A 26,039-nucleotide genomic window follows, 5' to 3' on the forward strand; every position below is an offset into this window, starting at 1 on the left:
AGAGGCATGATCGCCGTGCCATTAGCGTGCCATTAGACAGAATCGATCATGACGTAGCGAGCGCACTACGAGTGCGGGGGTGCAGGTCCAGACGTACAGCCAAGGGATCATGGCTCCTTACAAGCGAGGAGTCACTGGTTCGAACCCAGTACCGCCCACCTGCATCAGAAACCCGTGGCGATCACCCTTTGGGGCTGTCGGGTCATTGGCCCGCGCAAGTGGGTTTCGGCGAGATTGGCCTGATCAGTCGTCGCCCAACTGGACAACTCCTAGGCATCAGGGCCTGTCTTGTCCGGCTGGCGAACTGGCGCGCAAGGGCATCAGCCTCCCCCTATTCCGAGAGTCTCCGGTAGGTTGTTGACCGTCCTTGGCCCCCCAGTTGCTCGACGAGTCCTCTCAATCTCAGTTCGCGGAGTGCCTTGCGGATGTTGGGTGCGGACAGGTTCAGTTCCTGCTTGAGTTCAGCGACACTGCGCGTCCCGGCCGCCAAGGCGTCGTAGACGCGTAGCTCCGTCTCGTTCAGGTCGGAGCCCGGACGGATGACGGGACCTGCCTGCTGCCGTAGGACGACAGTGAATCGGATGGCGGCATCGATGTAATGCGCAGGTGGGAGCTCGGCCTCTGCCAGGGCGTTGGCCACGATCGGAATGCCGGTTGCCAGCGCCTCGATCACTCGCGCGCCTGTTTCTGGCGTGCGAGCGTGTTGGCAGATCGCAACGAGTCGCGCATTGCGTGCGGAGGTGACAGCATCCCGGCCGAGCCGATCGACCGTGATGCCGTACAGGCCGCCCGGGTTGGAGACGATCAACCGGTCACGGCGGAGCCGAACCTCTACGGCCATGCCGGCCGACCAATGATCGAGGTCGCGATGGATAAGAGCATTCGCGATGATCTCGCGGAAGGCGATGTACGGATAGGCGGGCTGATCACGAACGGTCCCGTCCGGAGCCGACACGACGCTGGTGTCAAAGGTTCGCCGTGCCCAGTGCAAGGCGTCTTCCAGCATCCGCGGAATGGCCCCGGTGATCGTCGTCTGATTCCGAGCCCGCGATCCTGCGGGATCGGTCGGCAATGGCTCCGCCGAAGCCTGGATGACGAAGCGCGGAAACCACTCCTGTGGATGGACCCCCAAAGCCAACAGACCTGCGACGGTCGGAGTGCCGTCGGGCAGAGTCACTCCGGCACGCCGGAGCAACTCGACATCGTCAGGGAAACGGCCGAGGCCGTGGGGATCCCGTTCGCGCACCGAACGTAGGAATGCTGTGACAAGGTCGCCGTCCAGGTCCTCACGGGTGGCGCCTGTCACGGGTTGCCGGTCGAAGAGCGGTGGCTTACGGGCGGCAAGGAATGCCTGCTCTTCCAAATCCGACAGTGGGAAGTCCCCGTCGTACCCCCGCATGTATGCCGTGCCCGACGCCGCGATCCGACACGGCTTGGCCGACGGATCGCATTCATGCACTCTGGCGACGATGACCGGCGCCCCGTCCACTTCTGCGTCGCTGATCGTGAGCTGAACAGGCGGTGAGAACGAGCGAGCCTTGTGAGCGAGGCCCTGCTTGAGAGCTTGCGGATCTGAAAGCTGTACCGGACGAAAGCCGGTGGCCTCGTCGAGGCCGAGGATGATCGTCCCGCCACCTGGATGGTTTGCGAGCGCGCTCAGAGTTGAGGCGAGCGACTGCGGCAGCCCTCCTGCCGCCGACTTGACCTCGACATCGTCGTAGTCTCCCCCGGTCGTGCGGAGACGTGCGACCAACTCGTGCACGTGCTGGCTCATAGGTAAATGTAACCATGGACTGGTTACATTTACTCGAGTTCTGGTTACATTTCGTCCTGTTCCGATCCGGCGCCCCCAGACGCGTAGCCGCCCAGCGAGTCCGGCATCCCGGAGCCGACCGTCCAAGCACCACGCGGCCTGACGAGTTCCCGATCGACGTGATGCCGAGCCGCTCCATCCGGCGCCGCCGACTTCACCATCCTCCTGTTCGAGCGCCTTGCCAGTCCTCTCAAAGCCGCAACCACCGCTCGTTCGCCAGGGGACAGCCCATCTGAAAACACGGCCACGTCGTCCCACTGAGTGACTATCTGAGTGACAACAGCCAGGGACGAGCGTGGACGGCCGAGGACTTGGGCGGAGCGTTTGCCGAGACCAGAACCCACGTCACCCAAGATCCCACCTTCTCCTGACGAGCCTTACAAGCGAGGGGTCACTGGTTCGAACCCAGTACCGCCCACCTGCATCAAGAGCCCCGTCTCCGATCACGGAACCGGGGTTTCGCGCTATTAGCCGGTGCGAGAGACCGTTTGAAGATCCATCGGAGTGGTTCGCGATCTTCGCGTTCAGGGCGTCGGCCATCCTGTGGTCAGCCTCCACCGTGCTGTACCGGTAGATCAGCGCTGCCCGGACCGAGTCATGTCCCATGCACTAGATGAGCCCCTTTGAGACTCACGTCGAAGCTCGCGGCTATCGTGTTGCCGGCCTGCCAGGGATCATGGAGCGCAGACCCGGGAAGCCGATCCCTCTCCTGCTCTCATCCCCCGTGGCCGCGCGCCGGAAGTTGCTGCGACGAAGGATGCCGCCTCGCGAGCCGGCGAAGATCAGCACGTCGGTCTCTGGGGCGGCGAACTGGTCGAGGTGGTCGCGGAGCACCGGGATGGTCACTTCCGGGATCGCGACCGTACGAACTCCCGCACGGCCCACGAGGAACTCGCCCATGCCGAGCACGACGTGCTGTTGCCGAACGCGGACGGCCCGGGCCGCGAGTCGAGCAGCGGCGCGGCGTGCCTCCGTACGCCCCGCGCCGCGCGTGCGGCCTGGGGGTCGTTCTCGCGCGAGCGCCGCGCGGGGCACCGCCGTACGCCCGCCCCACCCGTACGCCCCTGACCCGCCGACCAAGCGCCGCACCGCCGCAGAGCGGACTGGCCCGTGATGCCAACCACCCAGCGGACCAAGGCCTGGGGCGACGGCGACGGCGACGGGGTGATCGGCCTGGAGGTCTGTACGCGACTCAGCCGCGTTCGCGCATCGCGAGGAAGCAAACGACAGCCGCCACCGTCAAGACCGGAACTCCAACGAGGATCGGCGCTCTCAACCCCCACTCGGCCGCCAGCAGGCCACCGAGGAGGGCTCCCAGCGGAGACGCGCTCATCACCGCGGTCATCGCCGCGCTGCTCACTCGACCGAGCATCTCGGCTGGAGTAAGCCGCTGACGAGTAGTACGGGCCACGACGGCCCACACGCCGAACGCAGCACTCGTGATGACCAGACCCACGGCCACCACGACGGCAGAAGCGGTAAGGCCGATCATCAGTTGCCCGATCGCGGCGAAACCGAGGCACCCAGCCAGAGCCCCCCCAGGTCCGATCATTCGCGTGACCCGTGTCGCGAAGAACCCTCCGGCGAGCCCCCCAACGGCGCCGACGCCCAGCAACACGCCATAGCCCCAAGCCGGTAGACCGAGGACCTGAGGCACGTAGAGCACGAGCACGGCGAACCAGGCACTGTCCATCGCCGCGAACACGGCACCCAAGCCCACGATCATTCGCAAGCGAGGATGTTTGATCAGCCACCGCAGACCGGCGCGCGTGTCACTCCAGATCCGGCCCTTGGTGCCGTACGAACCGGCTTTCGGCGCGAACACGTCAGGCAGGCTGAAGATCAGAGCGGCCGCCAAGGCCAGGGCTCCGCCGTTGACTGCGAACGGGAGCACCAGCGCCACGCCGAATAGATATCCACCGATCGGCGGCCCCACTAATTCGTTCCCCGCGACCTCGGCGTTGACCAATCCACCGTTGGCCCGGTCGAGATCGGCGTCTTTCACCAGAGGCGGAAGGAGCGTGGCCGTTGCGGTGTCGCGCAGCGTCTCGCCTACACCGCAGACGAACGCCACCAGGTAAAGCAGCGCGATCCCGGCAAAATCCAGAGAAACCGAAACGACCAGGACGGCCAGCATCGATACCCGAACCACATCGACGGCCGCAGCAAGGCGACGCTGGTCAAATCGATCAATGATCGCCCCGGCGAACAGCCCGAACAACAACCACGGGCTCTGCCCGGCGATGGCGACACCAGCCACCGCGACCGGATCAGAGGTGATGGCGGCTGCCAACAACGGCAAGGCGGCCATCCGAATCCCATCGCCCAGATTGGACAGCACCGTCGCCAGCCATAACCGGTGGTACGCCGGTCCCAATGACGCCGAAACCATCGGCTCCCTCTCCCGTAGATCTGATCATCTATGTGCAGGCAACCCGAGGCAGGCTTAGAAGATCAGATCACAGTGCCGTTCGAGAGGTCTATCTTGATCCACTCTCGGCGAACAAGCCGAAGTAGCCGCAGAAGGGATCACGCAGCCCTGGGCGTGCGCTGTCGGCTCGGCTTGTCGGTCGAGAGCAAGCCATGGTTTCTCCCGGTGCGACGAGGCAGGCGAACGGCTCAACATGCCCCTTGGACACCGGAACAAGGCCGAGACTCAAGATCCGGGATATGCGCGGGATGAATTGCGGACTGCCGGCGCCGCGGTCAATCAGAAGTGCAGGTCGTAGTGCTGACTGGACGCGCTGACACAGAAGGTGCGCGAGGGCGGGCGTAGGCAAGGCCATGGTCTTCGCCGCTCGGCGATCAGCCCTCGGATCGACTCGGCCGATCCGGTCGCGGTGGCCACGACTCATCGCACCGCCGTTCGCGTACATCTCGTGCCGCCATATGGGGAGATGTCCACCCATGGGCGATAGGTGGAGACATTTAACCGCATCGGCCGAGCGACAGGTCGCCTATGTCCGGGCGCAGCTCGCAGGGCTGGCCAGGCCGGATTCGCACCAGCGGTTACAGGTGCGGCAGATCGCCAAGGCCACCCTGGCGGCGGTGCTGGCCTGGCTGGTGGCCAGCCGGCTGTCGCTGTCCCAGGCGGCCTGGATCGCGCCGGCCACCGCCGTGATCATGGTGCACGCCACCGTCTACCAGACGCTGACCAACGGGCTGCGCCGCGTCGCGGCCGTGGCCACCGGGGTCATCCTGGCCGGCGCCGTCGGATACGTGATGGGCCTGGGCGTGCTGAGCCTGGTCCTCATCGTGCCGCCCGCGCTGCTGGCCGCGCGCTGGCGTCGGATGGGGCGTCACGGCAGCGACGTCGCCACCACCGCCGTGCTCATGCTGTCCTTCGGCGCCGCCTCCGAGGAGGGCTATCTGCTGGGCTACGTCGTGGCCACCGCCATCGGCGCGATGAGCGGGATAAGCGTGAACCTGCTGCTGTGGCCGCCGCTGTATCGCGACCGTCCCGTCCTGGCGGTACGCCGCCTCGGCCGTGAGACCGCCGCCCTGCTCGGTGCCATGGCCGAAGGGCTGCGCGACGGCTGGGATCTGTCCGAGCTGCCGGAATGGGAACGCCAGGCCGTACGCCTGGACGAGCATCTGGCCGCGGCCACCACCGCGGTGGCCGACAGAACCGAGAGCCGTCGCTACAACCTGCGCCTTCGCCTCCATCCGCGATCCGGCGCCGCCGACCCGAGCCCGGTGCTGCGGCTGCTGACGTCGGCGGCGGCGCACGTGCACGCCATCGTGCACGCCCTGTCCTACCTCGACCACCCCGCCGCTCCGGGGACCGGCCCCGGGCAGCCGGCCGACGTCAGCGACGACTACGCCCGCGACTACGCCGACCTGCTCGACCTGCTGGCCGAGGCGCTGGCCAGCAAGGTACGCCGCGGCGACCCCGCCCATACGCATGAACTGATCGGCCGCGCCCAAGCCCATGCCGCCCGCATCCATGAGCGGATGACCAGCGAGATCCGCCACGGCGAGATCGAGCACCCCGGCGGCTGGGCGCTCAGCGGCAGCCTGCTCACCGACGCCGACCGCATCCTGGCCATCCTCTCCGACCACCAGGACACCCTGCCCGGCTACGGCCGAGCGAAGACGTAAGGCGCGTTCAATCGAGCAGCCCGCCCGCCTTCCTCCGGATCGAGCGTGGCCGGCTCGGCCCGCAATGCCACCCAGAGCTTCGGATACGCAGTTCCGTACGGGCCCGCTCGAACAGCCGGCCGCCCCGCAGATGCAGCCGAAGCGCCTGTTCGGAATACCGCTCGGCCTCCTCGTCCGAGGCCGGCAGCACCCGGCAGCGCAGCGCCACCGCGCCGGCCCAGGGCACGGGGGTCTGCGCGGCCCACAGCTGCACCCGTTCGGACGCCGCCGTCGCGAAGTCGTCCGCGGCGCCACCAGGCTGCACCGACAGGAGTCGAGGAGGGGCAGTACCTGAGATGCGCGAAAGGGCACGCCCGATCACGGCCGGTTGTGCTTCATGACCATCTCGGTGCTGCTCCCTCGGCTTGACTGACGCAGGTCACCGGGGCCGGTGGCCCTTCCTTTTACGGTCGGCCGCGACCGCCCGGCGGCCGGAGCGGTTCTTCGCGGGTTTCTGTGGCTGCCGCTGTGCCGGTTTCTCCGCAGGGGAGGCAGGGGTACGGCCCCGCGAGCTGTTCACTGTCCGGCCACGCACGATGCCGATGAAGTCCTCCACCAGGTCGGTGGTCGCGTCCGTGGGCCAGGCCAGGGCGACCTGGGACTGCGGCGCGTCCGACACCGGCCGGTAAGTGAGGTCCCTGCGGTGGTGGAGGCGGGCCAGCGACTGCGGAACCAGGAGAAGCCCGGCGCCGGCCGCTACGAGCTCGATCGCCTCCGCCGTCGTGGCCGGGCGGGTGAAGGCGGGCAGTCCGGGCCGGACCGTCCACTCGATGGTGTCGTCCAGAGGATGGAGCACCTCCTCGTCGGCCAGGTCGGCGGCGGACACCTCGTCGACGGCGGCCACCGCGTGGTCCTTGGGCACCACGACCACCGTGGTCTCCACGTAGAGCGGAATCACGCTGAGCCCGTCCCTGTCGACCGGCAGCCTGACGAAGCCGGCGTCGGCGCCGCCGTCCCGGAGGAGACCCACCGCCTCGGCCGCGGCAACCGTGGCCAGGGTGATCGGCACGTCGGGCATCCTCTCCGACCAGATGTTGACCCATTTCGCGGGTGTCACCCCAGGCACGTACGCCAGCCGGAACACCTTGGTCTCCCCGTCAGTCACGTCCTCAGGGTATCGATGTCATGGAAACCCGTTCCGACTGACTACTCTTGACGTCATGACCTCGTCCAAACCGAAGAGCATCCAGACGATGAAGCCCGAGACGGCGGCCAAGAAACTGGGTGTCCTCCTCTCGGCCACTCCCGCCGAGTTCCAGGCGGGCGTCGTCTCCAGGGACGAGCTGAACGAATTGCAGTCGAGGCCGCCCGCCTGGCTCACTGAGCTGCGCCGCAACGGCCCGCACCCCAGGCAGGTCGTCGCCGCGAAGCTCGGGGTCTCCAATTCGGGCCTGATCAGAGCCGGGATCACCGAACCGCTCACCACCGCCGAGATCGATGCGCTGAAGGCGGAGAACCCGGCGTGGCTGGAGCACGAGCGGTCCGTCCAGGCCGAGGCCCGCAAAGAAGCACTCCGCCTCAAGCAACGGCAGGACAGCTGAGATCCCGCTCGTCTCCGGCCCGAGACAAGCCCGTCGAAACCAGAGAGCCGGTGATTTCACTCCGAGCCGCGCGATCGCCTGGTGATCGGCGTGATTCAGCGCATTGATGTATTGGTCAACAGCGACGCGGGGTCAGAGGCGCCATTCTCGGATTGGGGTGCACAGCCGATCAGGGCCGAGCACCCGACAAAAAAATGGATACCCACGCAGGAGCCAAGAGTGCAGGGAAGGTGTGGGCGTCACGCATACCAGGATTGCGTTGCGTCAGACTTCTGCAGCCCAGCGCCGTATCCGGTCTCGCCGGCTACAGACTCTTTGCCGTGCTTTTCGCGGAGAGGCCGCTGCCGGCTTGCTCGCGGGTGAGCAGGCCGCCCAGGGCAGCGGCGAGGACGGGCAGCCCTACGACCATGGCCGCGATCGCCGGCCATGGGGTTTCGAAGGACACCCGTGGCAGCGAATCCCATGAGGTCGACGCTGTCCACGGCCATATCAGCAACAGCCCGATGGGGCACCCGGCGACCGCGCCCAGCACCGTGCCGCACGCCGCGCTGAGCCCCGCGCGGCAGGCCCCGAACCACCGGACCGTCGCGGCCGAGCCGTCCCCGGCCCGCCTCAGCACACGGTCCAACCGTGGACGCGTGGCCTTACCGCCACCGGCGGCCATCGCGCCGCTGAGTGCGGCAAGGAGCGCCGCCGCAACGACGACCTGCCAGCCGGTCGAAGGCTGGAATCCTCGCTCGACATAGGTGTCCGAGACATCGCCCAGCCGGCTGTCGAGCCGTTCCTGCTCGTCCGCCGAGATACGACGGAGAGAGGGATCCACGATCAGCTCGTCCGGCTCCGTCCGGTAGCCGATGTTCCGGAGGACCTCCGCCGGGACGAAGATCGTCTGCATGTGAGGGTCGACGGTTCTGGCGACGATCGCCGGAATGGTCTTGCTCGTCAGCGGGTCGTCGTTCCCGGTGACGTCGTAGTGGATCTTGACCGTGTCCACCTTCACGTCAGCGGTCGTGATCACCACGGCCGCGCCCTCGTCGTACGGCGTCGACTGGTCACCTGTGAGATACCGCAGCAGCGTCTCGTCACCGATGACCTCGTTCGGGTAGACGGATTCGTCTGGCGGCTCGACGTTCTCGGCGACCACGCCGAAGTGCCGGAATTCACCCGCAGGATGGCTCGGAACCTCGCTTTGAGTGATGGGCACTCCGGGTAACTCCCGTTGGATCGCCGTACGCACGGAATCAGCGTGCTCCGCCGAAAAGTGCCCCACCAGGAGGGTGCCTGGCCGGGCCAGGGGAGAGTAGGCGGCTTCGCTCTGCGCCGTCACGCCGACCGCGATGATCGTCAACGCGACGCCGAGGGCTGTCGTCATCATCGTCATCGTGATCGCCGGCGCCGTGGCCACACGACGACCGGCCAGGTCGCGGGCCGCCAGGCGAACGGGCAGCGGCAGCCGCTCCGCGTACCGGCCGAGGATTTCCAGCAGCCACGAGGCGAACGGCCCCAAACCCAAGAGGAGCAAACCCGCGCCCGCCAGAGTCGCCAGCATGATCCTGGCCCATTCGATGATGCCGTAGCGCGACTCTTCACGCGCCGCCCACGCACCGAACGCCATCATGTAGACGCCGCCGAACGACGCGAACAGACCCCCGACCACATATCGCCGGCGTACACGCAGGTGGCGGTTGCGCGGTGCCGACAGCACCGCGACCGCCATGGATCCGAATGCCAACACCACGGGAATGCCCACGAAAACGGCGATTATCAGGAGCCCGCCAAGCTCGAAGATCATGGCCGAATGGTACTGAGCGCCGGCATTCTTTCGCGTTGGACTTCAGGCATGATGCCTCGCTTACCTGTGGTCCGCGAGCTGTGCCCGGCGCCTGATCAGGACCTCCGGCGGCTCACATGATCCGGTTTCGGCCGCCGAACGGATTCCACTGGACGACGATGAGCCCGCCGAATTGATCGGCCAGCCTTCGGCGCAGATCCTGATCGAAGGCATTGGCCTCGAGGACGACCCGGTTGAGCTCCGCGCGGATCCCCGTGCCAAAGGCGCCGGGTTCGCGAATCGGCCAGTCGCCATCGGCCGCCCGGCTCAGCGCCGCCTGGCTGTTCGCCACCGGCCGCACCTCCGGCACGATCTCGTACGTGACCCGTTTCCCCTCGGACCGGTACGCACCCGAGATCACCGGAGAGGCCAGTGCACGTCCCCGCGTCGTGACATAGGGAGCGACGAGCCGGTACGACCCTCCGTGGGCGATATAAGGGGGCGCGAGATCGTCCGGATAGGTCTCAGCCCTTAGCCGGGCTATTTCGTGCGCCCGGTTGAACGGCTCGATCCCCTCGTACGACCTGAGCAGGACGGGCGGAATGGCTTCGTAATACACCTCGACCGCATCATCCGTGGCGGGTTGGACGACCACCCGCCACTCACCGGGTAGAAACAAGGGCGCCGCCGTGACGGCGTAGACGACGAAAAGCGCGAAGATCATCTTTAATCGCATGCGCGCCGAGTGTAAGCGAGATCGGACCAAAGGCAAGGCGATCGGGTTCCGATGACACGCGCACGCCCCGCCCCCAGGAGCGGCTTCGCCCGGCATGGCCGATCTGGATCAACCTATCCTTCATCGTCTGTGGCCTGTTCGTCCTCGTGACCCAGACCCTGGGGCTGCTCACAGGCGAGCCCTGGCCTGGCTATTCATTGCTGTTCGACTGGAACCTGGGTTCATGGTGGTGGTTGGGGCGGCTCGTGGTGATCGTCGGCTGGGTCCTGCTCGTTCACCTGCATGTTCGAGATCTGCTGCGGAAGCGCAAGAAGAGCGGGGCGGACGTTACGGCCGTACCTTCACCTCGCCGGTGAAGGTACGGCCGCCGGTCGGGTGACCGGTGATGGTCGCGGCGACTCGTGCACGCCGACCCTCGCCGTCGGGCTGCCTGGAAAGCGCTTGCCAAGGCTTGCGTCTGGAGCGCCGATCGACTAGCGCGAGGCCGGCGGAGCGACCGAGGCGCGCTGGATGAGCTCGGAGCGCAGGGTGTGCATGGTGCGGGCCGGCTCGGCGCCGCCCAGGATGTCGAGCAGGACCTCTGCCGCCTTGGCTCCGAGCTGGTGCACCGGCTGGGCGATCATCGTCAGGGGCGGGTCCATGACCGCCGCCCACGCGCTGTCGTCGAACCCGATCAGCGCCACGTCGTCCGGATAGGACAGCCCCGCCTTGCGCAGGGCGCGCAGGGAGCCGGTCATGCCGTCCGTCTCCGTGCAGAACACGGCGGTGACCCGGTCGGGGAGGGCGAGCATGCGGCCGACCTCCCCCACCACCCGCGCCTCCGTCTTGGGCCCGACCATCACCAGCTCGGGATCGAACGGGATGTGCGCGTCGTCGAGCGCGTCGAGGTAACCCCGCAACCGCTCGCCGTCGGTCCACAGGTTGCGCGAGGCCGCAGCCAGCAGCTCGCGCCTGGTCGCCGGCGGCTGCGCCACCGGCGGCCCCCACACGAACCCGATGCGCCGGTGACCGGCGGCGATCAGCACCTCGACCGCCTCGCGGGCCGCGTCGCGGTTGTCGATGACGACCGCGTCGAGGTCGAGGGCGGCCACCGCGCGGTCGACGAGCACGACGGGGATGCCCCGGTCCATGGCCGCCCTGATGTGGGCGACCTGGTCGCGGTCGAGCGCGGCCGAGGCGACCACGACGCCGTCGACCCGCTTGTCGATGAGCACGTCGGTGGCCGCGATCTCCGCCTGGAGGTTCTCGTACGTGCTCAGCACGATCACGTCGAACCCCCGCGCCCGCGCGGTGTCGGAGATCCCCCGCAGCAACCCCGCGAAGAACGGGTTGCCGATGTCGGCCACGATCACGCCCAGGGTGTGGCTCACGCCCGTCGACATGCTGCGCGCGAGCGCGTTGGCGCGGTAGCCGAGCTTCTCGGCCGCCGCGAGCACCCGCGCGCGCAGCTCCGGGCTGACGTATCCGTAGCCGCCGAGCGTACGGGCCGCCGTGGCGCGGCCCACGCCGGCCTCGGCCGCGACCTCGGAGATCGTCGGCCCCTGGCCACGGTCAGCTGGCATGGATCCCTTCCCCCGTTCCTGATCGGCCCATCACATCGTAGTCAGCCGGCCGCGGCCGAAGGCGCCCTCGACGAAGCACTGATCGCGCGCCGATTCGGCCCCCCGGGCCAGCGCCCGCGCGACCCGGCCGAGCCCCGGCCGCTCCCCGGAGGTCCAGCCGTCACGCAGCAGCGAGACGGCGAACCCGGCGAGGAAGGCATCGCCGCAGCCCATCGTGTCCACGATGCCGTCGGCGCGCCGCGCGGGAGCGCTCACCAGGGCGTGGCCGTCGTGGGCGATGGCGCCGTCCACGCCGCGCGTGCCGACCGCGAGCCGGGCGCCCCGCCGTACCGCCTCGGCCAGGAGGTCGCCGGTGGCGGCCGCGTCGAGGCCGGAGCAGGACAGCAGCACGAGGTCGGCGTGCGGGCAGACGCGGTCGAGGTAGGCGGGGCTGCGGTACTCCTCCTCGCTGGACAGGTCGAAGCTGACCAGCGTGCGGAGCCCGGCCAGCTTCGGCAGCTCCGGCTCGCTGCGGGAGTAGACGCTCGAATGCACGAGGTCGAAGCCGCCCACATAGCCGAGCAGGCCGTCGTCGAGCACGAGAGGCTCGCGTACGGTGACGCCGCCGCCGTTCCAGCCGAGGAAGACGCGGTCGCCGTCGTCCACCCGCAGGTGCGAGACGCCGCTCTCGCCCTCCCGTACGACGCAGGCGTCGATCGAGACCCCCTCCGCGGCGATCGACTCCCGCAGGAAGCCGCCGAGCGAGTCGTCGCCGAAGACGCCCAGGTAGGCCGACTCGAGGCCGAGGCGGCGGGCGTAGACGGCGACGTTGACGCTGTTGCCGCCGGGGTAGTCGACGCCCCGGTCGATGAACCGGTCGACGATGTTGTCGCCGAAGCCGAGCACTCGCATGCGGGCCTCAGTAGTCCATGACCCGGTAGTAGCGGCGCAGGTCGAGGGAGTGGTCCCGGACCCGCTCCAGGTGCTTGCTGACGCGGCTCATCACGGTGTCGAGCACGAGCGGCGCGAGCAGGCCGCGGAACTCGGGGCTGATCCCGGTGAGCGGGTAGTCGCGGGTGTCGAAGACGGTGACGTCCTTGGAGACGCGCCGGGCGAACGCCTCGGCGCGGTCGGTGAGCGGCCGCGTCTCGTCCTCGCCCTGGAAGATGATCACGCTGGTGTCCTCTTCGAGCAGCTCGAGCGAGCCGTGGAAGAACTCCGCGCTGTGGACCCTGGTCGTGCGCAGCCACTGCATCTCCTCGAGGATGCACATGGAGTAGAGGTACGTGAACCCCCAGAGGTTCCCGCCGCCGACGAGGAAGTGGTAGTCGCTGTCCTTGTGGGCCTCGGCGAACGCGGCGGCCACCGGCTCGGCCTGCTTGGCGACCTCGACGAGGATCTGCGGGATGCCCTCGAACTCGGCGGCGAACTTCTCGTACCCGTCGAACTCGCCCCGGCGCGCGAGCAGCCGGGTCATGAACAGCAGCAGCTGCATGTCGAAGGGCCAGGTCTTGGGCTGCGAGACGAGCGCCGCGTCCACCTTCGTGGCCACGGGCGAGTCCGGGTGGCCGGTGAAGGAGACCGTGAAGGCGCCCTTGGACTTGCAGTACTCGATCGCGCGGACGGTGTCGTCGGTGGTGCCGGAGACCGAGGTGAAGATCGCCACGGTGTCCTCGCCCAGGCGGGCGTCACCGGAGACGATCAGCTCGGCGGCGATCGCGGCGCGCACGTCGAGCGTCGAGGCGCGCCGGGCCAGGTGCTCGTACGGCCACATCTGGGCGTAGGTGCCGCCGGCGCCGACGAGGAGCACGTGCTTGAACCCCTCGTCCACGAGCCGGTCGACCAGCTCCTCGATCCGTGGGCGCAGGCCCACCGCGCTCGTCACCTGGGAGAGAAATTCCGGCTCGTTGAACCCGAGCATCTTCGCATCCTTTCGAAGAAATGTCGCGCGACCGACCTGATACCGGTATCACGCGGCAGTCACGTTGACACAGAAGCCCTCGATACGTCAAACAACCAGCTACTTCAGGAGGACGACAAAAGATCTTGGCGACTGGGGCTGGTACCGGTATCAGATGCACTGTAAGGTCGGCCAACACCAAAAGGCGTTCCTGAAAGAGAAAGGAAGCCCATGCGCCCTCGCGCACTGCCGACGTTCGCGGCACTCCTCGGGACACTCACGCTGGCCGCCTGCTCGGGCGGCGGGCCCGCCCAGGCCCCGGCGGCCGACGCGGCCGCCACGCCGGAGTTCTCCGGCACGCTGAGCATCCTCACCAAGTTCGCCGGCGACCCGACGGGTCCCTACTTCGAGAACCTCGCGGCCGAGTACCAGAAGAAGCACCCGCAGGTGAAGGTCGAGCTGATCCAGGAGACCGACCAGAGCGTCAAGGACAAGCTCAAGACGCTCACGGCCTCGGACGCGCTGCCCGACGTCTACTTCACCTGGACCGGCAACTGGGCGGACAACTACATCCGCGGCGGCCGCGCCGCCGACCTCACCAAGGTGATCGGCCCGGACACGGAGTGGGGCAGGACGTTCAGCCCGGGCTCGCTGGCGGCCTTCGCCCGCGACGGCAAGAACTACGGGATCCCGCTGTACGGCAACGGCAAGTTCATGGGCTACAGCAAGAGCGCCTTCGCCAAGGCCGGGGTCGAGGTGCCGAAGACGTTCGAGGACCTCATCGCCGCCTGCGGCCCGCTGCGCAAGGCCGGGTACGAGCCCGTCGCCTTCGGCAACAAGGACGGCTGGCCCGCCCTGCACTACCTGCAGCAACTGTTCGCCTACAACGTGCCGGACGCCGTGCTGCAGGCCGACTTCGTCCCGGCCACGGCCAAGCTGGACGATCCGGGCTACGTCACCGCGCTCAAGCAGTTCAAGACGCTGGTCGACCAGTGCACCGACACGAAGAGCGGCACGAACGGCGTGCTCTACTCCTCGGCGCAGGAGGCCTTCGCCAACGGCAAGGCCGCCATGTACTACCAGGAGATCCTGGAGTTCGACAACGCGACGTCGGGCAAGCTCAAGCCCGCCGACTTCGGCATCTTCCAGCTCCCGGTCCCGGTCAACCACCCCGGCGACCCGGCGGTGCTGGAGGGCTCGCCCGAGGGATACCTGGTCAACGCCAAGTCGCCCAGGATCGCCCTGGCCGTCGACTTCATGAAGTTCGCCACGAGCGCGCAGAGCGCCAAGACGCTGTCCGCGCCGCCGTACGGGCAGCCCAGCACGGTCGTCGGGGCGGTCACGCCCGAGACCTCCAGCAAGGCCGTCTACGAGGGCGTCCAGCTCGTCAACAAGGCGCCGAAGCTCGCCATCTGGCTCGACATGGTCACCGTGCCCGAGGTGGCCGACGCCTGGCTGGCCGGCGGTGAGGCCATGGTCAGCGGTGGCAAGACCGCCGAACAGGTGCTCGAGAGCGTGCGCCAGGCCTCGGCCGAAGCCAAGTAGGGAGTCCGCACGTGCGCGCCACGCTCAGGCTCGTATGGGTCCTGCCCGCCCTCGTGCTGGTCGGAGTGTTCGTCTACCTGCCGCTCGTGCAGAACCTGCAGTTCAGCACGCTCAAGTGGGACATCTACAGCGGCAGCCAGGAATACGTCGGGCTCGACAACTACGCCAAGCTCGTCGACGACCCGGTGTTCTGGTCGTCGCTGGGCAACAACGCGCTGTACGCGGTGGTCTCCATCGTGTTCCAGGTGTTCGGGGCGCTCCTGCTCGCCGCGCTCATCGAGAGCATCGGCAGCGAGCGCTGGCGGCGCGGCCTGCGCGCGGTCTACTTCATCCCCTCGGCGATCTCGCTGACCGTCGCGGGGCTGCTGTTCTACTTCGTGTACGAGCCGAACCTGGGCCCGCTCAACCACGCGCTCCAGGCCGTGGGCCTGGGCGAGTTCGCCCAGGCGTGGCTGGGCCAGGAGAGCACGGCCATGCCGGCGATCATCGCGATGAGCCAGTGGCAGGGCTTCGGCTACTCCACGCTGCTGTTCGCGGTCGCCATCCAGCGCATCCCCTCGGAGATCTACGGCGCCGCAGCCATCGACGGCGTCGGCCCGATCCGCCGGTTCGTCCACGTGACGGTGCCGCTCGTGCGCGAGATGACCGGGCTCATGGCGATCGTCACGATCTCGGGCGCGTTCCAGGTGTTCAACGAGGTCATGGTGATGACCGCCGGCGGGCCCAACAACTCGACGCAGGTGCTGGGCACCTGGCTGTACCGCAGCGGGTTCGTCCGCAACAACTTCGGCTACGCCGCCGCGGTCGCGACCGTCCTGTTCGTGATCACGCTCGGCATCGCGGTGGCACAGCTGTGGGTCACCCGCAGGAGAAGGGTGGAATGGTGACGCGCCTGAGCTTCCTCGCGGTGATCGCCCGCGTCTTCATGTGGGCCTTCCTGCTGGCCCTCGCGGTCGTCGTGGTCTATCCGCTGCTGTGGATGACCCTCAACGGGTTCAAGACCAACGCCGAGCTGTTCGGCGACCCGTTCGCGCTGCCCCTGCACTGGAGCTTCGACAACTACCAGAAAGCGTGGAACCGCGGCGTCAGCGACTACCTGACCACCAGCGTGCTGGTCACGCTGACCTCGACGGTCGCCACGGTGTTCGTCAGCGCGTGGGCCGCCTACGGCCTCACCCGCGTGAACGTCCCGCTCAACCGGACGCTCACGGCGGCGATCCTCGGCGGGCTCATGCTCGCCCCCACCGTGGCGCTCGTGCCGCTGGTGAAGATGTTCCAGGCGATGGGGCTGTACAACACGTTCTGGGCGCTGCTCATCCTCTACACCGCCTTCCGCGTCCCGTTCACGACCTTCCTCATCCGGGCGTACATGATCGACCTGCCCCGCGAGGTGGACGAGGCGGCCGAGATGGACGGCGCGGGCCGGTGGACGGCGTTCTGGCGGATCATCCTGCCGATGTGCAAGCCGATCCTGACCTCGACGGTGCTGCTGCACATCCTCTTCACCTGGAACGAGTACCTCTTCGCGATGATCTTCACCAGCGGCACCGGCGTGCAGACCCTCCCCGTGGGCCTGACCAGCCTGATGAGCAAGCACGGCACCGAGTACCCGGTCGTCTTCGCCGGGATGGTGATCGCGGCGCTCCCCGTGGTCCTGCTGTTCTTCCTGGGCCAGCGCTACATCGTCAAGGGGCTCGCCGACGGGGTCGGCAAGTGACGCTCAGGCGGCCGTCCAGCCGAGCAGCCGCTCCAGCGGCCAGGTGTTGACGACGCGGTCGGCCTCGATGCCGCACCGCGCCGCCCGTTCGCAGCCGTAGTGCTGCCAGTCGAGCTGGCCGGGCGCGTGGGCGTCGGAGTCGATCGCGAACACGCACCCCATCTCGTACGCCAGCCGCAGCAGCCTCTTGGGCGGGTCCAGCCGGTCCGGCCGGGAGTTGATCTCCACCGCCACCCCGAACCGCCGGCAGGCCTCGAAGACCAGCTCGGCGTCGAACGACGACTCCGGGCGGCGCTCGCCGCGCCTGCCGCCGGCCTTCACGACCCGCCCCGTGCAGTGGCCGAGCACGTCCACCAGGGGGTTGGCGACGGCGGTGACCATGCGGCGGGTCATCTCGTCGCCGTCCATGCGGAGCTTGGAGTGCACGCTGGCCACCACCACGTCCAGCCGCTCCAGCAGCTCGGGTGACTGGTCGAGGGAGCCGTCCGCGTTGATGTCCACCTCGATGCCGGTCAGGATCCGGAACGGGGCCAGCCGCTCGTTCAGCTCGGCCACCACGTCGAGCTGACGTTCGAGGCGCTCGGCCGACAGGCCCTTGGCCACGGTCAGCCGGGGCGAGTGGTCGGTCAGCGCCAGGTAGTCGTGGCCGAGCCCGCGGGCCGCCTCGGCCATCTCCTCGATCGGCGAGCCGCCGTCCGACCAGTCGGAGTGGCTGTGCAGGTCGCCTTTCAACGCGCCGCGCAGCGCCTGCGTCTCCTCGTCGAGCTGCACGCCGTCGGTCGCCTGCAACCGCCGCAAATACGTAGGAACCTGCCCATCGAGGCTTTCGTTGACCACAAGGGCGGTGACCTTCCCGATGCCGGGCAGGTCGCCGAGACCGCCGGTGCGGGCCAGCCGCACGAGCTCGTCCCTGGGCAGGTCGGCGACGACCTGGGCGGCGCGACGGAAGGCACGTACGCGGTACGTGGGCTCTCCTGCGCGCTCCAGCAGGAAGGCGATCTCGCGCAGGGCCTCAACCGGTTCCATGTGAGCGAACATACCTCGGGGTCACGACACAGGATTGAACGGGGACAAGGGCCGCCGATAGGCTGAGCGGCCCATGAAAGCAGGATCTTGATGGCACAACCTCCGCAAACCCATCCCACGCCGCCGCCGCCCGCGCGCAAGGCGTCCAAGGCCATCCCGCTGACCATTCTCGGTGTTCTGTCCATCATGCTGGTCGGCTACTGCGCGGCCACCCAGGATGACGACGACGTCACCGCGGACTGCGTCATCCAGCTGGAGGACGGCACGTACGAGGTCGTCGACGACGACTACTGCGACGATGACGACAACGGCTCGTACCACTACTACGGCGGTTCGCGCGGGGCGTACATGTGGTACTACGGGGGCACGAGGTCGGGCAACAAGGTGCACGGCGGCACCACGTACCGGCCCTCTGACGTGAACATCTCCACCCGCAACGGGAAAGAGATCCAGCGGGGCGGCTTCGGCAACCACTGGGGCGGCGGGAGCTGACAGGTGCGCCGTGAGCATGGCACTCCCAGGGACGGCTGGGAGAAGACGATCGAGGGTCAGGGCCTGGCCTACCACCGGGTGGCGCACCCGTCGGGGCTGAGCAGACCGTACTGGGACGAGTCCATCCATTACATCTTCTCCATGGACGAGGTCGAGGCGCTGGAGGAGCAGGTCGAGGAGCTCCACGAGATGTGCCTGCGCGCCGTCGAGCACGTGGTCTCGGCCCGGCGCTTCGCCGACTTCGCGATCCCCGAGTGGGCGTGGGACGAGGTGGCGCGCTCATGGGAGCGCCGCGACTCCCACCTGTACGCCCGCTTCGACCTGCGCTACGACGGCACCGGGCCGGCGAGGCTGCTGGAGTACAACGCGGACACGCCGACCTCGCTCGTGGAGTCGTCGGTCGTGCAGTGGTTCTGGCTGCAGGACGTCCACCCGGGCGCCGACCAGTGGAACTCCGTGCACGAGCGGCTCATCGAGCGCTGGCGCGAGCTGCGACTGCCGCCCGGGCCCACCCACTTCGCGTTCACGAACATGGACGAGACGGGCGAGGAGGCCATGACCGTGGCCTACCTGCAGGAGACCGCCGAGCAGGCGGGCCTGCAGACCGTCGCCGTCGCCATGGAGGACATCGGCTGGGACTCGCTCAACCGCCGCTTCGTGGACGTCGAGAACCGCGTGATCCGCTCGGCGTTCAAGCTCTACCCGTGGGAGTGGATGCTGGCCGACGACTTCGGGCGGCACGCCGTACGGCACTCCACCTGGATCGAGCCGCTGTGGAAGACGCTGCTGTCCAACAAGGCGCTGCTGGCGATCCTGTGGGAGCTCAACCCGGGCCACCCCAACCTGCTGCCCGCCTACCTCGACGGGCCGCGCGACCTGACCTCCTACATCGCCAAGCCGCTGCTGGGCAGGGAGGGCGCCTCCATGCGCATCGTCACGCCCGAGGGCACCCAGGAGACGCCGGGCGTCTACGGCCGGGAGGGGTACGTCTTCCAGGGCTTCGAGGCGCTGCCCCAGTTCGAGGGGCAGCGGCCGGTGCTCGGCGCCTGGGTGGTCGCCGACGAGGCCGCCGGGCTGGGTATCAGGGAGACGACCGGCCTGATCACCGATGACACCTCCTCGTTCGTCCCCCACCTCATCGCCTGACTCCCCACCGCATCCCCCGATAGGAATCAACGTGACTCTTCTCGAGACCCTCGCCCGCGGCGCGGGCGCCATCGCCGCGTACGCCGCCGTCGGCGTGATCCTGATGATCGTCGGCTTCTACGTGATCGACTGGGCCACCCCCGGCAAGCTGAGCGAGATCATCCGCACCCAGCGCAACCCCAACGCCACCCTGCTCGCCACCTCCGCCCTGGCCGCCGTCGGCCTGATCGTGGCCGCCTCCATCTGGTCCTCCGGCGGCCGGCTGGCCGAGGGGCTGGCGGGCACCGCGGTGTTCGGCCTGGTCGGCATCGTGGTGCAGACCGTGGCGATGCTGCTGTTCGACCGGGTCGTGGGCATCTCCGTACGCGATCTCGTGAAGGAGCCCCAGCTGCAGCCGGGCGCGCGGCTGCTCGCGGTCACGCACATCGCGATCGGCCTCATCACGGCCGTCGCGGTCATCTGACGCCGGTCGCCCGGCCGCAGGAGAACGGCCGTCGCGGTCATCCGAACGGAGCTGGCACTCTAGGAGGCGTGACAGACCGGACCCGGGAGGACACCACCCGCAGGCTCGAGCGGGCCATGGGCTCGCTCGGCACGGCGGCGATGGCGCGCATGGAGGAGCAGCTGCCGTGGTTCCGCGCGCTCAGCGCGGAGGACCGGTCGTGGGTGGGGCTCGTGGCCCAGGCCGGCATCGCGGCGTTCGTCGAGTGGTTCTCGATCGCCGGCGAGGATCGCCCCACCCCCAGCATCGAGTTCTTCGGCACGGCTCCGCGCGAGCTCAAGCGGTCCATCTCGCTGCAGCAGACCGTCGACATCGTCAGGATCGTGGTCGAGGTGGTCGAGGCGCAGGCCCACGAGCTGGCCGCGCCCGGCGGCGAGGACCAGCTCCAGCAGGCCATGCTCCGCTACACCCGCGACGTCGCCTTCGCCGCCGCCCACGTCTACGCCCGCGAGGCCGAGGCCAGGGGCTCGTGGGACGCCCGCCTCGAGGCCCTGATCGTGGACGCCCTCGTCCGCGGCGAGGTCGACGACGGCCTGCACTCCTGGGCGGCCGCGCTCGGCTGGACCTCCTCCCCCGTGGTCGTCATCGCCGGCCACGCTCCCGACGACGACCCCCGCGCGGTCATCGACGGGCTGCGGGAGAAGGGCCGCCGCATCGGCATGGACCTGCTGGCCGGCGTGCAGGCCGACCGGCTGATCGTCATCGTGGGCGGCGCCGAGAGCGTCAACGACGCGGCCAAGCAGGTCGTGCACCGCTTCGGGATGGGCCCCATCGTCATCGGCCCCGAGGTCCCCGACCTGCACGCCGCGGCCAGGTCGGCCAGGGCGGCGCTGGCCGGGCTGAAGGCGTCGTCCGGCTGGCCCGACGCGCCGCGCCCGGTGCACGCCGAGGACCTGCTGGCCGAGCGGGCGCTCGACGGCGACGACGACGCCAGGCAGCAGCTCATCGAGAACGTCTACCAGCCGCTCGCGGGCACGCCCCTGCTCGACACCCTCGCCACGTACCTGGAGCAGGGCACCTCGCTGGAGGCGACGGCGCGGCTGCTGTTCGTCCACCCCAACACCGTCCGCTACCGGCTGAAGAAGATCACGGAGCTGACCGGCTACCAGCCCACGGAGGGCAGGTCCGCCTTCACCCTCCAGGTCGGCCTGATCCTCGGCCGGTTGTCAGAGAGTGCCGAAATGTGGCGTGCCCTAACGTAATGCCGCCGAAATCCCCACTGTAGGCTTCCTACAAAACCCCCCGGACGAAGTTCGTGCGGATCATTATCCGCGTGTCGGAGTTCTACAGGGCAAGGTGGGTTTTGTGCTTGTACTCGTCGCTCCGGGCCAAGGTGCCCAAACGCCAGGCTTCCTTTCTCCCTGGCTCGAGCTCCCCGGTGTGGCCGACAGACTCGGCGCCTGGTCGGAGGTCGTCGGGCTCGATCTGATCGCCTACGGGACCACCGCCGACGCCGACGAGATCCGTGACACCGCCGTCGCCCAGCCGCTTCTCGTGGCCGCCGCGCTGGCCTCCGCCGAGGTGCTCGGCGTGACGCCGGACGTGCTCGCGGGCCACAGCGTGGGCGAGTTCGCCGCCGCCGCGCTGGCCGGGGTGCTCACCCCCGAGCAGGCGCTCAGCCTGATCCGCGAGCGCGCCCAGGCCATGGCCAAGGCCGCCGCGGTCACCGAGACCGGCATGACCGCCGTGCTCGGCGGCGTCGAGGACGACGTGCTGGCCGCCCTCGACAAGCACGGCCTGACCCCCGCCAACATCAACGGCGCCGGCCAGATCGTCGCGGGCGGCACGCTGGAGCAGCTGGCCGCGCTCAAGGACGACCCGCCGGCCCGCGCCCGCCTCATCCCGCTGAAGGTGGCCGGCGCCTTCCACACCCGCCACATGGCCCCCGCCGTGGAGAGCCTGCGCGAGGCCGCCGCCGGCGTGGCCCCCGCCGACCCCGCCGTCACGCTCCTGTCCAACTCCGACGGCCAGGCGGTCGCCTCCGGCGCCGAGTTCGTGGAGCGGCTGGTCAAGCAGGTCAGCAGCCCCGTCAGGTGGGGCGCCTGCATGGAGACCATGGCCGGGCTCGGCGTCACGACGATGATCGAGCTGCTGCCCGGCGGCACGCTCACCGGCCTGGCCAAGCGCGGCCTGTCCGGCGTGCGGACGGTGGCGCTGAAGACCCCCGACGACCTCGACGCGGCCAGGGAGCTGACCAAGTGAAGATTCCCGACGTCGCCCCTGGCGGCAGGATCCTGGGCCTCGGCCACTACCAGCCGGCCAACATCGTCACCAACGACGACCTGGCCAAGAACATGGACACCAACGACGAGTGGATCCAGTCCAGGGTCGGCATCAAGGAGCGCCGCGTCGCGCCCGACAGCGAGTCGCTCGAGGACATGGCCACCATCGCTGGCGGCAAGGCGCTGGCCGCGAGCGGCCTGTCGCCCGAAGAGGTCGACCTCGTCATCGTGGCCACCTGCACGCTCGAGACCCAGATCCCCAACGCCAGCGCCGTCGTGGCCCACCGCCTCGGCATCAAGGCGCCGGGCGCGTTCGACGTCAACGCCGCCTGCGCCGGGTTCTGCTACGCCCTCGCCACCGCGAGCTCCGCCGTGCGCGGGGGTGCGGCCCGCCACGTGCTGGTCATCGGCGCGGAGAAGCTGTCGCAGTGGGTCGACTGGACCGACAGGTCCACCGCCGTGATCTTCGCCGACGGCGCGGGCGCCGCGGTGGTGGGTCCCTCCGACGTCCCCGGCATCGGCCCCGTGGTGTGGGGCAGCGCCGGCGACAAGTCCGAGGCGATCGCCATCAAGGACCGCCAGGACTTCCTCCGCCAGGAGGGCCAGACGGTGTTCCGCTGGGCGACCACCGCGCTCCACCCGGTGGCGCTCGAGGCCTGCGAGCGCGCGGGCGTGGACCCGTCGGAGCTGACGGCGTTCGTGCCCCACCAGGCCAACCTGCGCATCATCGAGGCCATCGCCCGTAAGCTGGGCGCCGACAAGGCCGTGATCGCCCGCGACATCGTCAACGCCGGTAACACCTCGGCCGCCTCGATCCCGCTGGCGCTCTCGCGCATGCTGGAGCGCGGCGAGGTCCGCTCCGGCGGTCTCGCGCTGCTGCTCGGCTTCGGCGCGGGGCTGACCTATGCCGGCCAAGTGATCGAGATCCCTTAGCCTCCCCCCGCACTTCATCCAGAGCTTGTACGGCACAGCCGTGCAGAAACCAGAAATCAAAAGGAGAACCAGCGACATGGCTGCCAACGAGCAGGACATTCTTGCCGGCCTCGGCAAGATCATCAACGAGATCACCGGCATCCCGGCCTCGGACGTGACCCCCGAGAAGAGCTTCGTCGACGACCTCGACATCGACTCCCTGTCCATGGTCGAGATCGCCGTGGCCGCCCAGGACGAGTTCGGCGTCGAGATCCCCGACGACCAGCTCAAGAACCTGAAGACGGTCAAGGACGTCCTCAACTTCATCCAGGGCTGACAGAGAAAACCAAACTGACTAGCAAGGAGCGCGAAACGTGAGTGCGAACCGGGTACGTGTCGTCGTCACCGGGCTTGGCGCGACGACGCCCGTCGGTGGAGACGTCACCTCGACCTGGTCGGCGCTCCTCGCCGGTCAGTCGGGTGTCGAGACCCTCACCACGGACTGGATCGACACCGTCCCCGTGAAGTTCGCGGGGACGGCCGCGGTGGACCCCACCGAGGTGCTGCCGCGGCCGGAGGCCCGCCGGCTCGACCGCAGTGAGCAGTTCGCGATGGTCGCCGCCCGGGAGGCCTGGCAGGACGCCGGCGCCCCCGAGGTCGCGCCGGAGCGGCTGGGCGTCGTGGTCTCCAGCGGCATCGGCGGCATCAACACCACGCTGAGCGCGTACGACACCTACCGGGAGCGCGGCTGGAACCGGCTGTCGCCGTTCACCGTGCCGATGCTCATGCCCAACGGCCCGGCCGCCTGGATCGGCCTCGACCTGGGCGCCCAGGCCGGGGTGCACGCCACCGTGTCGGCGTGCGCGTCCGGCGCGGAGGCGATCGGCCACGCGATGGACATGATCAGGGTGGGCCGCGCCGACGTGGTCGTGGCCGGCGGCACCGAGGCCGCCATCCACGGGCTCAACATGGCGGCCTTCGCCGCCGCGCGGGCCATGTCCACCCGCAACGACGACCCGCAGGGCGCGTCCAGGCCGTGGGACCGCGACCGCGACGGGTTCGTGCTCGGTGAGGGCGCCGGCATCGTGGTGCTGGAGTCCGAGGAGCACGCCAAGGCGCGTGGCGCGCGCATCTACGCCTACTGCGCCGGGGTCGGCTACTCCGCCGACGCCCACCACATCACGCAGCCCGAGCCCGAGGGCCGGGGCATCATCATGGCGATGACCCAGGCGCTCAACGACGCCGGCCTGACCGGCCTCGACATCAAACACGTCAACGCGCATGCCACCTCCACCCCTGCCGGCGACGTCGGCGAGGTGCAGGCCGTGGCCAAGGCCATCGGCACCCACCCGCTCGTGACCTCGACCAAGTCGATGACCGGTCACCTGCTCGGCGGGGCCGGCGGCATCGAGTCCGTCTTCACCATCAAGGCGCTGCAGGAGCGGATCGTCCCCGCGACCATCAACCTCGACGACCTCGACGACGGCATCGAGGTGGACCTGGTCTACGGCAAGAACCGCCCCCTGCCCGACGGAGACATCGCCGCGGTCAACAACTCGTTCGGATTCGGGGGCCACAACGTGGCCGTCGTGTTTAAGGGGGCATAAATGACCGTGCTGGACAACGGGGTGGCGGCCGACGGCACCGAACAGGAGCCTGCCGATCCCCGCGATCCAGTCGTCCGCCTGACCGCGCTGCTCGACGAGGGCTCGCTGCGGCCGATCACCTCCGAAGACAAGAGCGGCGTGCTGGCCGCCATGGGCCGCGTCGAGGGTGTTCCCGTCGTCGCCTTCTGTAGTGACGCCCGCTTCCAGGGCGGCGCGATGGGCAGCGAGGGCTGCGAGCACATCGTGCACGCCTACGACGTGGCCGTCCGTGAACGGGTGCCGGTCATCGGGATCTGGCACTCCGGCGGTGCGCGACTCGCCGAAGGCGTCGAGTCGCTGCACGCCGTCGGGCGGGTCTTCGCCGCCATGACCAAGGCGTCCGGCGTGGTGCCGCAGATCTCCGTGGTCGTCGGCCCCGCCGCCGGCGGCGCCGCCTACGGTCCCGCGCTGACCGACCTCGTCATCCTGGCCGAGTCCGGCCGCATCTTCGTCACGGGCCCCGACGTGGTCCGCAGCGTCACCGGCGAGAGCGTCGACGCCGCGGCCCTGGGCGGCCCGGAGCCGCACAGCAAGCGCAGCGGCGTCGTCCACGTCGTCGCCAAGACCGAGACCGACGCGTACGTCAAGGCGCGCCAGCTCGCCACGCTCCTCGGCCACCAGGGCCGGGTGCGCACGGGAGAAATCGAGGAAGTGGACTTCTCCACGCTGCTGCCCGACTCGGCCAGGCGCGCCTACGACGTCAAGCCGCTGGTCAACGGCCTGCTCGACGAGCCTGGCATCGAGCTGCACCCCAAGTGGGCGCCGAACATCGTCACATCGCTCGGCCGCCTCGGTGGCCGGACGGTCGGTGTGATCGCCAACAACCCGCTGCGGCTCGGCGGCTGCCTCGACGCCACGTCCGCCGAGAAAGCCGCCCGCTTCGTACGTATGTGTGACGCTTTCGGGGTGCCATTGGTTGTCCTCGTGGACGTTCCCGGCTACCTGCCCGGCGTCGGGCAGGAGCACGACGGGGTCGTGCGGCGGGGGGCCAAGCTGCTGCACGCCTTCGCCGAGGCCTCGGTGCCCCGGGTCACGCTGGTGACGCGCAAGGCGTACGGGGGCGCGTACATCGCGATGAACTCCCGCGCGCTGGGGGCCACCAAGGTGTTCGCCTGGCCGACCACCGAGGTGGCGGTCATGGGGTCGGTGGCGGCCGTACGCATCCTCAAGCGGCGCGAGCTGGCCGCGGCGCCGGAGGAGGAGCGGGCCGAGCTGGAGCAGCGGCTGGCCGCCGAGCACGAGAAGCTGGCCGGTGGGCTCGACCGGGCCCGGGACCTGGGGGTCATCGACGAGGTGATCAAGCCGGAGGAGACGCGCGGCGCCATCGCCAAGCTCCTCGCCCAGGCCACGCCCGCCCGCGGCGCCCACGGCAACATCCCGCTGTAGCTC

General features: G+C 69.0%; 26 protein-coding genes. 16 read left to right on the forward strand and 10 right to left on the reverse strand.

The genetic code is table 11. The features are described from left to right. Positions 1-331 precede the first annotated feature (331 nt). On the reverse strand, positions 332-1,774 hold the full coding sequence (locus H4W80_RS21175) for an ATP-binding protein (RefSeq protein WP_192786679.1): 1,443 nt from the start codon (positions 1,772-1,774) through the stop codon (positions 332-334). Positions 1,775-2,632: 858 nt separating this feature from the next. Between H4W80_RS21175 and H4W80_RS21180 the strand changes: the two genes are divergently transcribed. Beyond that, positions 2,633-2,881, forward strand: coding sequence for a hypothetical protein (locus H4W80_RS21180; protein WP_192786680.1), 249 nt, complete (start codon positions 2,633-2,635; stop codon positions 2,879-2,881). Positions 2,882-3,005: 124 nt separating this feature from the next. Here H4W80_RS21180 and H4W80_RS21185 read toward each other — a convergent pair whose 3' ends face one another. Next, complete coding sequence (locus tag H4W80_RS21185; protein WP_225963581.1) at positions 3,006-4,205, reverse strand: MFS transporter; 1,200 nt, start codon at positions 4,203-4,205, stop codon at positions 3,006-3,008. 515 nt (positions 4,206-4,720) lie between these two features. On the opposite strand from H4W80_RS21185, the gene H4W80_RS21190 reads away from it, so the two are divergent. Further along, positions 4,721-5,914, forward strand: coding sequence for an FUSC family protein (locus tag H4W80_RS21190; protein ID WP_192786682.1), 1,194 nt, complete (start codon positions 4,721-4,723; stop codon positions 5,912-5,914). A gap of 7 nt (positions 5,915-5,921) precedes the next feature. On the opposite strand, the gene H4W80_RS21195 is transcribed toward H4W80_RS21190, so the two are convergent. Next, a complete protein-coding gene (locus H4W80_RS21195; protein ID WP_192786683.1) occupies positions 5,922-6,218 on the reverse strand; it encodes a hypothetical protein in 297 nt (98 codons plus the stop codon). Between the two features lie 114 nt (positions 6,219-6,332). After that, positions 6,333-7,058, reverse strand: a complete 726-nt coding sequence (locus H4W80_RS21200) for a LysR family substrate-binding domain-containing protein (protein WP_318786978.1) — start codon at positions 7,056-7,058, stop codon at positions 6,333-6,335. A 55-nt stretch (positions 7,059-7,113) separates the two neighbouring features. Between H4W80_RS21200 and H4W80_RS21205 the strand changes: the two genes are divergently transcribed. Continuing rightward, positions 7,114-7,494, forward strand: coding sequence for a DUF5997 family protein (locus tag H4W80_RS21205; RefSeq protein ID WP_192786684.1), 381 nt, complete (start codon positions 7,114-7,116; stop codon positions 7,492-7,494). A 304-nt stretch (positions 7,495-7,798) separates the two neighbouring features. On the opposite strand, the gene H4W80_RS21210 is transcribed toward H4W80_RS21205, so the two are convergent. Together H4W80_RS21210 and H4W80_RS21215 are read right to left on the reverse strand one after the other, a co-directional pair. Beyond that, the gene (locus tag H4W80_RS21210) at positions 7,799-9,286 is read right to left on the reverse strand and encodes a hypothetical protein (RefSeq protein WP_192786685.1); all 1,488 of its coding nucleotides are present in this window, start codon (positions 9,284-9,286) and stop codon (positions 7,799-7,801) included. Between the two features lie 112 nt (positions 9,287-9,398). Next, a complete protein-coding gene (locus H4W80_RS21215) occupies positions 9,399-10,001 on the reverse strand; it encodes a hypothetical protein (RefSeq protein WP_192786686.1) in 603 nt (200 codons plus the stop codon). 146 nt (positions 10,002-10,147) lie between these two features. Here H4W80_RS21215 and H4W80_RS21220 point away from each other — a divergent pair, with 146 nt between their 5' ends. After that, on the forward strand, positions 10,148-10,357 hold the full coding sequence (locus tag H4W80_RS21220; protein ID WP_192786687.1) for a hypothetical protein: 210 nt from the start codon (positions 10,148-10,150) through the stop codon (positions 10,355-10,357). A 117-nt stretch (positions 10,358-10,474) separates the two neighbouring features. Here H4W80_RS21220 and H4W80_RS21225 read toward each other — a convergent pair whose 3' ends face one another. From H4W80_RS21225 to H4W80_RS21235, 3 genes are read right to left on the reverse strand one after another with little or no spacing between them, the layout of a single operon-like run. Next, positions 10,475-11,563 carry a LacI family DNA-binding transcriptional regulator gene (locus tag H4W80_RS21225; protein WP_192786688.1) on the reverse strand — a complete coding sequence of 363 codons (1,089 nt, stop codon included), beginning with the start codon at positions 11,561-11,563 and terminating at the stop codon, positions 10,475-10,477. 30 nt (positions 11,564-11,593) lie between these two features. Continuing rightward, positions 11,594-12,454, reverse strand: a complete 861-nt coding sequence (locus H4W80_RS21230) for a PfkB family carbohydrate kinase (RefSeq protein ID WP_192786689.1) — start codon at positions 12,452-12,454, stop codon at positions 11,594-11,596. 7 nt (positions 12,455-12,461) lie between these two features. Next, complete coding sequence (locus H4W80_RS21235) at positions 12,462-13,463, reverse strand: SIS domain-containing protein (RefSeq protein WP_192786690.1); 1,002 nt, start codon at positions 13,461-13,463, stop codon at positions 12,462-12,464. A gap of 210 nt (positions 13,464-13,673) precedes the next feature. Here H4W80_RS21235 and H4W80_RS21240 point away from each other — a divergent pair, with 210 nt between their 5' ends. Genes H4W80_RS21240 through H4W80_RS21250 form a run of 3 tightly spaced genes read left to right on the forward strand, consistent with a single transcriptional unit; the run spans position 13,674 to position 16,704 of the window. Beyond that, positions 13,674-14,987 carry an ABC transporter substrate-binding protein gene (locus tag H4W80_RS21240; RefSeq protein ID WP_192786691.1) on the forward strand — a complete coding sequence of 438 codons (1,314 nt, stop codon included), beginning with the start codon at positions 13,674-13,676 and terminating at the stop codon, positions 14,985-14,987. 11 nt (positions 14,988-14,998) lie between these two features. Continuing rightward, positions 14,999-15,874: a carbohydrate ABC transporter permease gene (locus H4W80_RS21245; protein WP_192786692.1), complete on the forward strand. Its 876-nt coding sequence runs from the start codon at positions 14,999-15,001 to the stop codon at positions 15,872-15,874. Next, entirely contained in the window at positions 15,868-16,704 is an 837-nt protein-coding gene (locus H4W80_RS21250) for a carbohydrate ABC transporter permease (protein ID WP_192786693.1), read from the forward strand. The genes H4W80_RS21245 and H4W80_RS21250 overlap by 7 nt, the downstream gene beginning before the upstream one ends. A 3-nt stretch (positions 16,705-16,707) precedes the next feature. Here H4W80_RS21250 and H4W80_RS21255 read toward each other — a convergent pair whose 3' ends face one another. Next, positions 16,708-17,730, reverse strand: coding sequence for a PHP domain-containing protein (locus tag H4W80_RS21255; RefSeq protein ID WP_192786694.1), 1,023 nt, complete (start codon positions 17,728-17,730; stop codon positions 16,708-16,710). 90 nt (positions 17,731-17,820) lie between these two features. Between H4W80_RS21255 and H4W80_RS21260 the strand changes: the two genes are divergently transcribed. From H4W80_RS21260 to H4W80_RS21300, 9 genes are all read left to right on the forward strand, one after another. After that, positions 17,821-18,222: a hypothetical protein gene (locus H4W80_RS21260; protein ID WP_192786695.1), complete on the forward strand. Its 402-nt coding sequence runs from the start codon at positions 17,821-17,823 to the stop codon at positions 18,220-18,222. 3 nt (positions 18,223-18,225) lie between these two features. Further along, positions 18,226-19,368 carry a glutathionylspermidine synthase family protein gene (locus tag H4W80_RS21265; RefSeq protein ID WP_192786696.1) on the forward strand — a complete coding sequence of 381 codons (1,143 nt, stop codon included), beginning with the start codon at positions 18,226-18,228 and terminating at the stop codon, positions 19,366-19,368. A 31-nt stretch (positions 19,369-19,399) separates the two neighbouring features. After that, complete coding sequence (locus H4W80_RS21270) at positions 19,400-19,831, forward strand: DUF350 domain-containing protein (protein WP_192786697.1); 432 nt, start codon at positions 19,400-19,402, stop codon at positions 19,829-19,831. Between the two features lie 116 nt (positions 19,832-19,947). Next, a complete protein-coding gene (locus tag H4W80_RS21275; protein WP_192793644.1) occupies positions 19,948-21,072 on the forward strand; it encodes a PucR family transcriptional regulator in 1,125 nt (374 codons plus the stop codon). Positions 21,073-21,175: 103 nt separating this feature from the next. Beyond that, entirely contained in the window at positions 21,176-22,072 is an 897-nt protein-coding gene (locus H4W80_RS21280; RefSeq protein ID WP_192786698.1) for an ACP S-malonyltransferase, read from the forward strand. Beyond that, a complete protein-coding gene (locus H4W80_RS21285; protein ID WP_192786699.1) occupies positions 22,069-23,025 on the forward strand; it encodes a beta-ketoacyl-ACP synthase III in 957 nt (318 codons plus the stop codon). Before H4W80_RS21280 ends, H4W80_RS21285 begins: the two co-directional genes overlap by 4 nt. A gap of 76 nt (positions 23,026-23,101) precedes the next feature. Continuing rightward, the gene (locus H4W80_RS21290; protein WP_192786700.1) at positions 23,102-23,341 is read left to right on the forward strand and encodes an acyl carrier protein; all 240 of its coding nucleotides are present in this window, start codon (positions 23,102-23,104) and stop codon (positions 23,339-23,341) included. A 37-nt stretch (positions 23,342-23,378) separates the two neighbouring features. Continuing rightward, positions 23,379-24,611 carry a beta-ketoacyl-ACP synthase II gene (gene fabF / locus H4W80_RS21295; protein ID WP_192786701.1) on the forward strand — a complete coding sequence of 411 codons (1,233 nt, stop codon included), beginning with the start codon at positions 23,379-23,381 and terminating at the stop codon, positions 24,609-24,611. Then, positions 24,612-26,036 (forward strand): acyl-CoA carboxylase subunit beta, encoded by a 1,425-nt coding sequence (locus tag H4W80_RS21300; protein WP_192786702.1) that lies wholly within the window; start codon positions 24,612-24,614, stop codon positions 26,034-26,036. Positions 26,037-26,039 lie beyond the last annotated feature (3 nt).

Origin of the sequence: Nonomuraea angiospora (assembly GCF_014873145.1) — a bacterium.
In the GTDB taxonomy this organism is placed as follows: domain Bacteria; phylum Actinomycetota; class Actinomycetes; order Streptosporangiales; family Streptosporangiaceae; genus Nonomuraea; species Nonomuraea angiospora.

Bases quoted from the DNA above. Each gene is read 5' to 3' on its own strand.
- H4W80_RS21250 (WP_192786693.1), top strand. From the start codon at position 15,868: ATGGTGACGCGCCTGAGCTTCCTCGCGGTGATCGCCCGCGTCTTCATG.
- H4W80_RS21235 (WP_192786690.1), bottom strand. From the start codon at position 13,463: ATGCTCGGGTTCAACGAGCCGGAATTTCTCTCCCAGGTGACGAGCGCG.
- H4W80_RS21210 (WP_192786685.1), bottom strand. From the start codon at position 9,286: ATGATCTTCGAGCTTGGCGGGCTCCTGATAATCGCCGTTTTCGTGGGC.
- H4W80_RS21275 (WP_192793644.1), top strand. From the start codon at position 19,948: ATGGGCTCGCTCGGCACGGCGGCGATGGCGCGCATGGAGGAGCAGCTG.
- H4W80_RS21240 (WP_192786691.1), top strand. From the start codon at position 13,674: ATGCGCCCTCGCGCACTGCCGACGTTCGCGGCACTCCTCGGGACACTC.
- H4W80_RS21215 (WP_192786686.1), bottom strand. From the start codon at position 10,001: ATGCGATTAAAGATGATCTTCGCGCTTTTCGTCGTCTACGCCGTCACG.
- H4W80_RS21185 (WP_225963581.1), bottom strand. From the start codon at position 4,205: ATGGTTTCGGCGTCATTGGGACCGGCGTACCACCGGTTATGGCTGGCG.
- H4W80_RS21255 (WP_192786694.1), bottom strand. From the start codon at position 17,730: ATGGAACCGGTTGAGGCCCTGCGCGAGATCGCCTTCCTGCTGGAGCGC.
- H4W80_RS21225 (WP_192786688.1), bottom strand. From the start codon at position 11,563: ATGCCAGCTGACCGTGGCCAGGGGCCGACGATCTCCGAGGTCGCGGCC.
- H4W80_RS21260 (WP_192786695.1), top strand. From the start codon at position 17,821: ATGGCACAACCTCCGCAAACCCATCCCACGCCGCCGCCGCCCGCGCGC.
- H4W80_RS21290 (WP_192786700.1), top strand. From the start codon at position 23,102: ATGGCTGCCAACGAGCAGGACATTCTTGCCGGCCTCGGCAAGATCATC.
- H4W80_RS21230 (WP_192786689.1), bottom strand. From the start codon at position 12,454: ATGCGAGTGCTCGGCTTCGGCGACAACATCGTCGACCGGTTCATCGAC.
- H4W80_RS21190 (WP_192786682.1), top strand. From the start codon at position 4,721: ATGGGCGATAGGTGGAGACATTTAACCGCATCGGCCGAGCGACAGGTC.
- H4W80_RS21205 (WP_192786684.1), top strand. From the start codon at position 7,114: ATGACCTCGTCCAAACCGAAGAGCATCCAGACGATGAAGCCCGAGACG.
- H4W80_RS21175 (WP_192786679.1), bottom strand. From the start codon at position 1,774: ATGAGCCAGCACGTGCACGAGTTGGTCGCACGTCTCCGCACGACCGGG.
- H4W80_RS21300 (WP_192786702.1), top strand. From the start codon at position 24,612: ATGACCGTGCTGGACAACGGGGTGGCGGCCGACGGCACCGAACAGGAG.